This is a genomic window from Metallibacterium sp. (assembly GCF_054637675.1).
In genome coordinates, this window is sequence record NZ_JBTSRB010000037.1 from 1 (window position 1) to 5,932 (window position 5,932).

The 5,932-nt window shown below is 67.5% G+C and carries 7 protein-coding genes; 4 read left to right on the forward strand and 3 right to left on the reverse strand.

What is annotated here, in order from left to right; genetic code table 11:
* Positions 1–551: 551 nt before the first annotated feature.
* Positions 552–788: a glutaredoxin family protein gene (locus ACYDAT_RS11260; protein WP_461440565.1), complete on the reverse strand. Its 237-nt coding sequence runs from the start codon at positions 786–788 to the stop codon at positions 552–554.
* 60 nt (positions 789–848) lie between these two features.
* Between ACYDAT_RS11260 and ACYDAT_RS11265 the strand changes: the two genes are divergently transcribed.
* Entirely contained in the window at positions 849–2,231 is a 1,383-nt protein-coding gene (locus ACYDAT_RS11265; RefSeq protein ID WP_461450170.1) for an L-serine ammonia-lyase, read from the forward strand.
* 102 nt (positions 2,232–2,333) lie between these two features.
* Here ACYDAT_RS11265 and ACYDAT_RS11270 read toward each other — a convergent pair whose 3' ends face one another.
* Positions 2,334–3,527 carry a glycosyltransferase family 9 protein gene (locus ACYDAT_RS11270; RefSeq protein ID WP_461450172.1) on the reverse strand — a complete coding sequence of 398 codons (1,194 nt, stop codon included), beginning with the start codon at positions 3,525–3,527 and terminating at the stop codon, positions 2,334–2,336.
* 350 nt (positions 3,528–3,877) lie between these two features.
* Here ACYDAT_RS11270 and ACYDAT_RS11275 point away from each other — a divergent pair, with 350 nt between their 5' ends.
* Together ACYDAT_RS11275 and ACYDAT_RS11280 are read left to right on the forward strand one after the other, a co-directional pair.
* A complete protein-coding gene (locus ACYDAT_RS11275) occupies positions 3,878–3,961 on the forward strand; it encodes a hypothetical protein (RefSeq protein WP_461450204.1) in 84 nt (27 codons plus the stop codon).
* A 14-nt stretch (positions 3,962–3,975) separates the two neighbouring features.
* A complete protein-coding gene (locus ACYDAT_RS11280; RefSeq protein ID WP_461450174.1) occupies positions 3,976–4,260 on the forward strand; it encodes a HigA family addiction module antitoxin in 285 nt (94 codons plus the stop codon).
* A gap of 255 nt (positions 4,261–4,515) precedes the next feature.
* On the opposite strand, the gene mbfA is transcribed toward ACYDAT_RS11280, so the two are convergent.
* Positions 4,516–5,526 (reverse strand): iron exporter MbfA, encoded by a 1,011-nt coding sequence (gene mbfA, locus ACYDAT_RS11285; protein WP_461450176.1) that lies wholly within the window; start codon positions 5,524–5,526, stop codon positions 4,516–4,518.
* 189 nt (positions 5,527–5,715) lie between these two features.
* Here mbfA and ACYDAT_RS11290 point away from each other — a divergent pair.
* A partial coding sequence (locus tag ACYDAT_RS11290) for a hypothetical protein (RefSeq protein ID WP_461450178.1) occupies positions 5,716–5,932 on the forward strand: 217 nt, incomplete at its 3' end.

Genomic DNA, 5,932 nt, shown 5'->3' on the forward strand with positions numbered 1-5,932 from the left:
CTGCGCTGCGCGCCGGCCGCCTTGTCCGCTCTCGCATCCTGCTTCGCGGCCAAGCCCGGCCCGTGCCATCCCGGCGCGGGCGCCCAGCGCGAACTCGCCCCTCCCTGGGCTCGAACATGCGCGCCTTGCCCTCGCGCCCGACTGCGCTGCTCGGCACTGACCAACGCTACGAAGATCAGAGGCAACGACGCGCGCGCAGCGCGCGTGCTCTTGATCTTCAATCCTCTTCGGCAGCGGCGGGACTGCGCGGGACAAGCGCGAAGTGTGAGCGCGCGGGGCGAGGCAGCGCCAGCTGCCGAACGCCCGCGACACGATGTTGCGGGCCGGACGATCCGGCCAGTGCCGGATGCGCAGGCCGAGATCGCGCTCACGCGCCGCAGGCCATGGGCCATCAGCGCGCCCCGCGCAGGCATGCGCACCCGCGCAGCGGGCGCTGCTGTCGGGGCAGCCTTTCTTTGGCCACTTTCTTTGGCTGGCAAAGAAAGTGGCCCGGGCGGCGGCAGCCGCACGGAACAAGGCAACCTTGCCAAGCTCTAAGCAAGAACAATCGTTCACGCAATACGCGCGACAAACACACGCAGCGCCGCGGCATCGAACGGCCAACCCAGCTCGGCGCCATCGGCGCGCGCCAGCACCGGAATACGCGTGCCGTAGCGTGCTTCCAGCGCGGGGCTCGATTCGATATCCACCACTGCGTATGCCACGCCGGCTTCGCCCAGCAGCGCCTCGGCCAGCGCGCACAGCAGGCATGCGTCGCGGCGGTAGAGCGTGAGCGTGGACTGTTGCATTGCGGGGCGCCAATGGAAACGCAGCGCCTACAATAAGCCACTTTGTCGCGGTAACTGCGCATGGCCGTCAGCGTTTTCGACCTTTTCAAGATCGGTATCGGGCCGTCGTCCTCGCACACGGTCGGGCCGATGCGCGCGGCGGCGCGCTTCGTCGAGCGCTGGCTCGACGATGCCGGCACGCTGGCGCGCGTGGCGCGCGTGCGCGTCGAGCTGTACGGCTCGCTGGCGTTGACCGGGCGCGGCCACGGCACCGACAAGGCGGTGATGCTGGGGTTGGAAGGGCACTGGCCGGATCAGATCGATGCCGATCAGATCCCGGCGATCCTCGCGCATATCCGCGACACGCATCGCATTCAACTCGGCGGCACGCACACCATCGACTTCGACGAGGCACGCGATCTGGTGTTCAACAAGCGCCAAAAGCTGCCCTACCACGTCAACGGCATGCGCTACAGCGCCTGGGCCGCCGACGACACGCTGCTGGCCACGCGCGATTACTACTCGGTGGGCGGCGGCTTCGTGGTCAACCAGGACGAAGCCGCGGAGGATCGCATCGTCGCCGACACCACGCCGCTGCCCTACCCGTTTCACAGCGGCGCCGAACTGCTGGCGCTTTGCGCGCGCACCGGCAACAGCATCGCGCAACTGATGCTGGCCAACGAATGTGTGTGGCGCAGCGAGGCCGAGGTGCGCGCCGGCCTGCAGAAACTATGGCAGGCCATGCAGGACTGCGTGGCGCGCGGGCTGCGCTCGGACGGCGTGTTGCCTGGTGGGCTCGAGGTGCAGCGCCGCGCGCCAACCATGGCGCGCGAACTGCGCGCGCAACCCGAGGCCAGCCTGCGCGATCCGCTGTCGATCCTCGATTGGGTGAATCTGTACGCGTTGGCGGTCAACGAGGAAAACGCCGCCGGCGGGCGCGTGGTGACCGCGCCGACCAACGGCGCCGCCGGCATCATCCCCGCCGTGCTGCACTACTACGACCGCTTCGTGCCCGGCGCCAACGCGCAGGGTGTGTTCGATTTCCTGCTCACCGCCGGCGCCATCGGTATCCTGTACAAGGAAAACGCCTCGATCTCCGGCGCCGAAGTGGGTTGTCAGGGCGAGGTCGGCGTGGCCTGCTCGATGGCCGCGGGCGGCCTCGCCGCAGCGCTGGGCGGCACGCCCGCGCAGGTGGAGAATGCCGCCGAGATCGGCATGGAGCACAACCTCGGGCTGACCTGCGATCCGATCGGCGGGCTGGTGCAGATCCCCTGCATCGAGCGCAACGCGATGGGCTCGGTCAAGGCGATCAACGCGGTGCGCATGGCCATGCGCGGCAACGGCACGCACTTCGTGTCGCTGGACAAGGTCATCAAGACCATGCGCGCCACCGGCGAGGACATGAAGGAGAAATACAAGGAAACTTCGCGCGGTGGCCTGGCCGTCAATGTGATCGAGTGCTGAGTGATTTGCTTGCAGCGCCGCGGCTGCGCCCGTGGCGCGAGGTCGGTGCGATTTAAGGGACGGAGGGAATTAAACCGCCGCGACTACCTCCGCCCCCTTTCGTCAAGCCGCTCGTGCCGCGCGATGGGTGGCTTCGCCCAAAAGCGAGACCACCGCCTCGATCACGCGGCGCGAGGTGATGTGCTCCGGATCATCGGCGCAGACCTGCCGATGCAGTGGGCCTAGCGGCGCCCAACTGCGCGCGAGGGCGGGCGTGCCGATCATCAGGGTCGGCGTGCCCACGGCATCGGCCAGGTGCAGCAGGCCGGAAGATGTTCCGATCCACGCGTCCAGACGCCGTTGCACCGCAGCCAGTTCACTCAGCGACGTCTCGGGCAGAAGCCGCGCACCGGGCACGGCCCGGACGATCCGTTCCGCTTCGGCACGTTCGGCGCGGCTGCCGGGGGACAGCACAACCTCGATACCGCGACTGACCAGCCCAGTGACGACGCCGCGCAATTCGATATGCGGCCAGGCTCTGCGCCGGTGGCGGCGGTCCGCGCGCGATGGAATCGAAATGCCGACCTTGATCGCATGCTCGGGGATGTTCAGCATGCGCAGAATCACCTCGGCAACATCGTCGTGGTTGGGCGGCAGCTCGATCAGCGGTCGCGGCGAGCCATCTTGCAATGCCACACCCAGATTGTGCGCGGCAGTCCAATAGCGCCGGATCTCATGGGTGTCGTAGTGTCCCGCGAACACATTGAACGCTGGCGCCGTGCGCGGCGATGCATACACGGCCATGCGCAGGGGAGCGCGGCTGGCGGCAACTATGAAGACACCCGAGAGCATCTCGGAGCACAGGCTGACCGCGAGATCAAACCGCTGACGCGGCAACCACAGCACCAGGCGCATCCAGGCCCAAGGGTCACGGCGGAACTCCGGACCACGCTGCAGATATGGCAGTAACGGCGCGACGGCGCGATTCTTGGGTCCGCCCACCAGAGTCATCTCGGCATGAGGCCAGCGGCGGTGCAACGCGGCGATCAACGGCGTACTGCACAACAGGTCGCCAATGCGGTTGGTGCGCACCAGCAGAATGCGCCGGGGTGACCAGTCGGCAAGATCCTCGATGCTGCAGGACGAACGATCGAGTCCCAGCGCGAACAGCGCAGAGAACGCATGCATCAGCGGAACCTTGAACGCCGTACGCAGCCGTTTCAGCACATTGCGGACGCGACGCCAAGCCCGCGCGGCCGCATCGGCCGGGCGCTCACGCTGCGCCGGTGCGTCGAACGCGTCCGCTGCTGCCTTCATCGTGTCCAACACGCCGGCAGAGGCTGGCGGGGCACGCTCCGATTTCGCTTTCACTGGACGACCTCGGCCAGTTTTCTGGCGCGCGCACCCGCTGCTCGGGTGCCCAGTGGCTACCGTAGTCGTGCGTGGTTGTTCGCAACATTGCCGGTAACTTGCGATTTCTTAAATAAGGGGCGGAGGGAATTAAACCGCCTTAACTTGTCCCCTTTCGTCGTGCGTGCAAGCGGCGCACGTTGCCAAGCTCGGCCGTATTCTGGCGGCGCGCGATGCGGCGACGGCGCCGGCGGAATTGAACCCAGCTTGGTTACAAGCTGCATCCCCTCAAGGGAGAGCTGAAAGGCCGCTGGTCCGTGTGGGTCAATGGCAACTGGCGCGTCACGTTCCGGTTTGTCGGCACCGACGTGGAGTTGGTCGATTATCAGGACTATCACTGAAAGAGGTCGCAACCATGATGAAGAACCATCCGCACCCCGGCGAGCTGCTGCGCGAAGACGTGCTGTTGCCGCCCAGGATCGAAGTCACCGACGCCGCGCAACGGCTCGGCATGTCGCGCACGACGTTGTCGCGTGTCAGCAACGGCCGCGCCGGCATCAGCCCGGATTCGGCGATCAGGTTGGAGCGAGCCGGGGTGAGCACCACCCGGTTCTGGATGACGTTGCAGGCCAACTACGAGTTGGCGCAGGCCGAACAGCGGACGCAGCCGACGGTGCGGCGCTTGCAGGCCGTGGCGTGAGGATCACGCCATCAGCGTCAGTACGCTCTGCGTCATCCATGGATACCGATGCGCGTTCAACAGCATGTTGATCACAACACGCTGGAACTTCGATCATTTCGCTCCAGCGCGCGCGCATGAGCCAGCAAGCCGAACCACAGGCATTGGGGACGCGCAGGACTGATCGCGCGCTTCGCGCAAAAATCCGGGTCACCCGCGTCCGCGTCCGGGGCGCGGAGCCGTCACCGGCTCGAGCGCGCGCCGCGTGCACGCGCCTCACGCGCTGCCGATCAATATCCCCAGCGCGAACACCAGCAGGCCGCCGACGATCACTTGCAGCACGGCCAGGCCGAACGGCGCATCCATGTAGCGCTTGCGCACCCAGGCGATGGTCAGCAGTTCGACGATCACCACCGCGATCGCCAACGTGGTGGCCACCTGGAAATTCGGAATCAGATAGGGCAGCGTGTGGCCGAGGCCGCCCAGCGTCGTCATCACGCCCATCACCAGGCCGCGCAGCAGCGGACTGCCGCGGCCGGTGAGCGCGCCGTCGTCGGACAGCGCCTCGGCGAAGGCCATGCTGATGCCGGCGCCGATGGCGGCGGCCAGGCCCACCAGAAACGTGTTCCAGGTGTTGTGCGTGGCGAAGGCCGCGGCAAACAGCGGCGCCAGCGTGGACACCGAGCCGTCCATCAGCCCGGCCAGCCCCGGCTGCACGAACTGCAGCACGAACAGGCGCCGCTGCATGTCGCGCTCCTTGCGCAGGACCGCGGCGCTGAGGAACTCGTCGCCCAGCGCCCCGGCCTTGGTTTCGTGCTGGCTTTCCTCGGCGGCGAGATCGCCCAGCAACTGACGGATGGCGGCGTTGCCGGCGCGGCGCGCGGCCTGCGCGTAGAAGCGCCGCGCGTCGGCTTCCATGGTCTCGGCCTGCTCGCGGATTTTCTCCAGATCCAGCGACTGCATCAGCCACAGCGGCTTGCGCTCGATGAAGCCGCGCACATCCTGACGCCGGATCAGCAGGATGCGTTCGCCGAACAAGCTGCGGTACAGCTCGATCAGGCGATGACGGTGGCCATCCTCCTCGGCGGCCATGCCGCTAAACAGGCGCGCGGTGTCGGGATGGCTGGCGCCGAGCGCGTCGGCGTAGGTGTTGTAGATGCGCGCGTCGTCCTCTTCCAGGGCGATCGCCAGGCTCAGCACCTGCTGCTCGTCGAGCTTGCCGAACTCCAGCATGGCGCCACCGCGCCCGGCCAGGCCTTGCAGGGAAAACCACGATGCCTGGGTCATGTCGGCTCGCCTCCTCGGCGCCTTGCGCGAGCATAGTGCAGCCCACGCGCAACGCGCGGGCTGATCGAAGCCGTCGCGCGCGGAGCTGATGCACGCCGCGGCGCGCCCGCGGCATCCCGGTGTTGCATGCGCGCACAGCGCACGCGCGGACGGGCGGGTGGGTGGGTGGGTGGGTGGGTGGGTGGGTGGGTGGGTGCGATCGACGACGAGATCCTTCGCGTTGCTCAGCGACAACGGGTTTTTCGTCATGCCGAGGCTGCAGGCCGAACCATCTCGGCCTGCGTCGCCGCGCCGCGCGCGCATGCCGCGAAGCCCATCGATGCGTCAGGATTCTGCGTTGCGCTCACGATGCGCCACGCAAGGACGATCCCTCACCCGATACTGCGCGCCACCCCGTCCCGGGCCT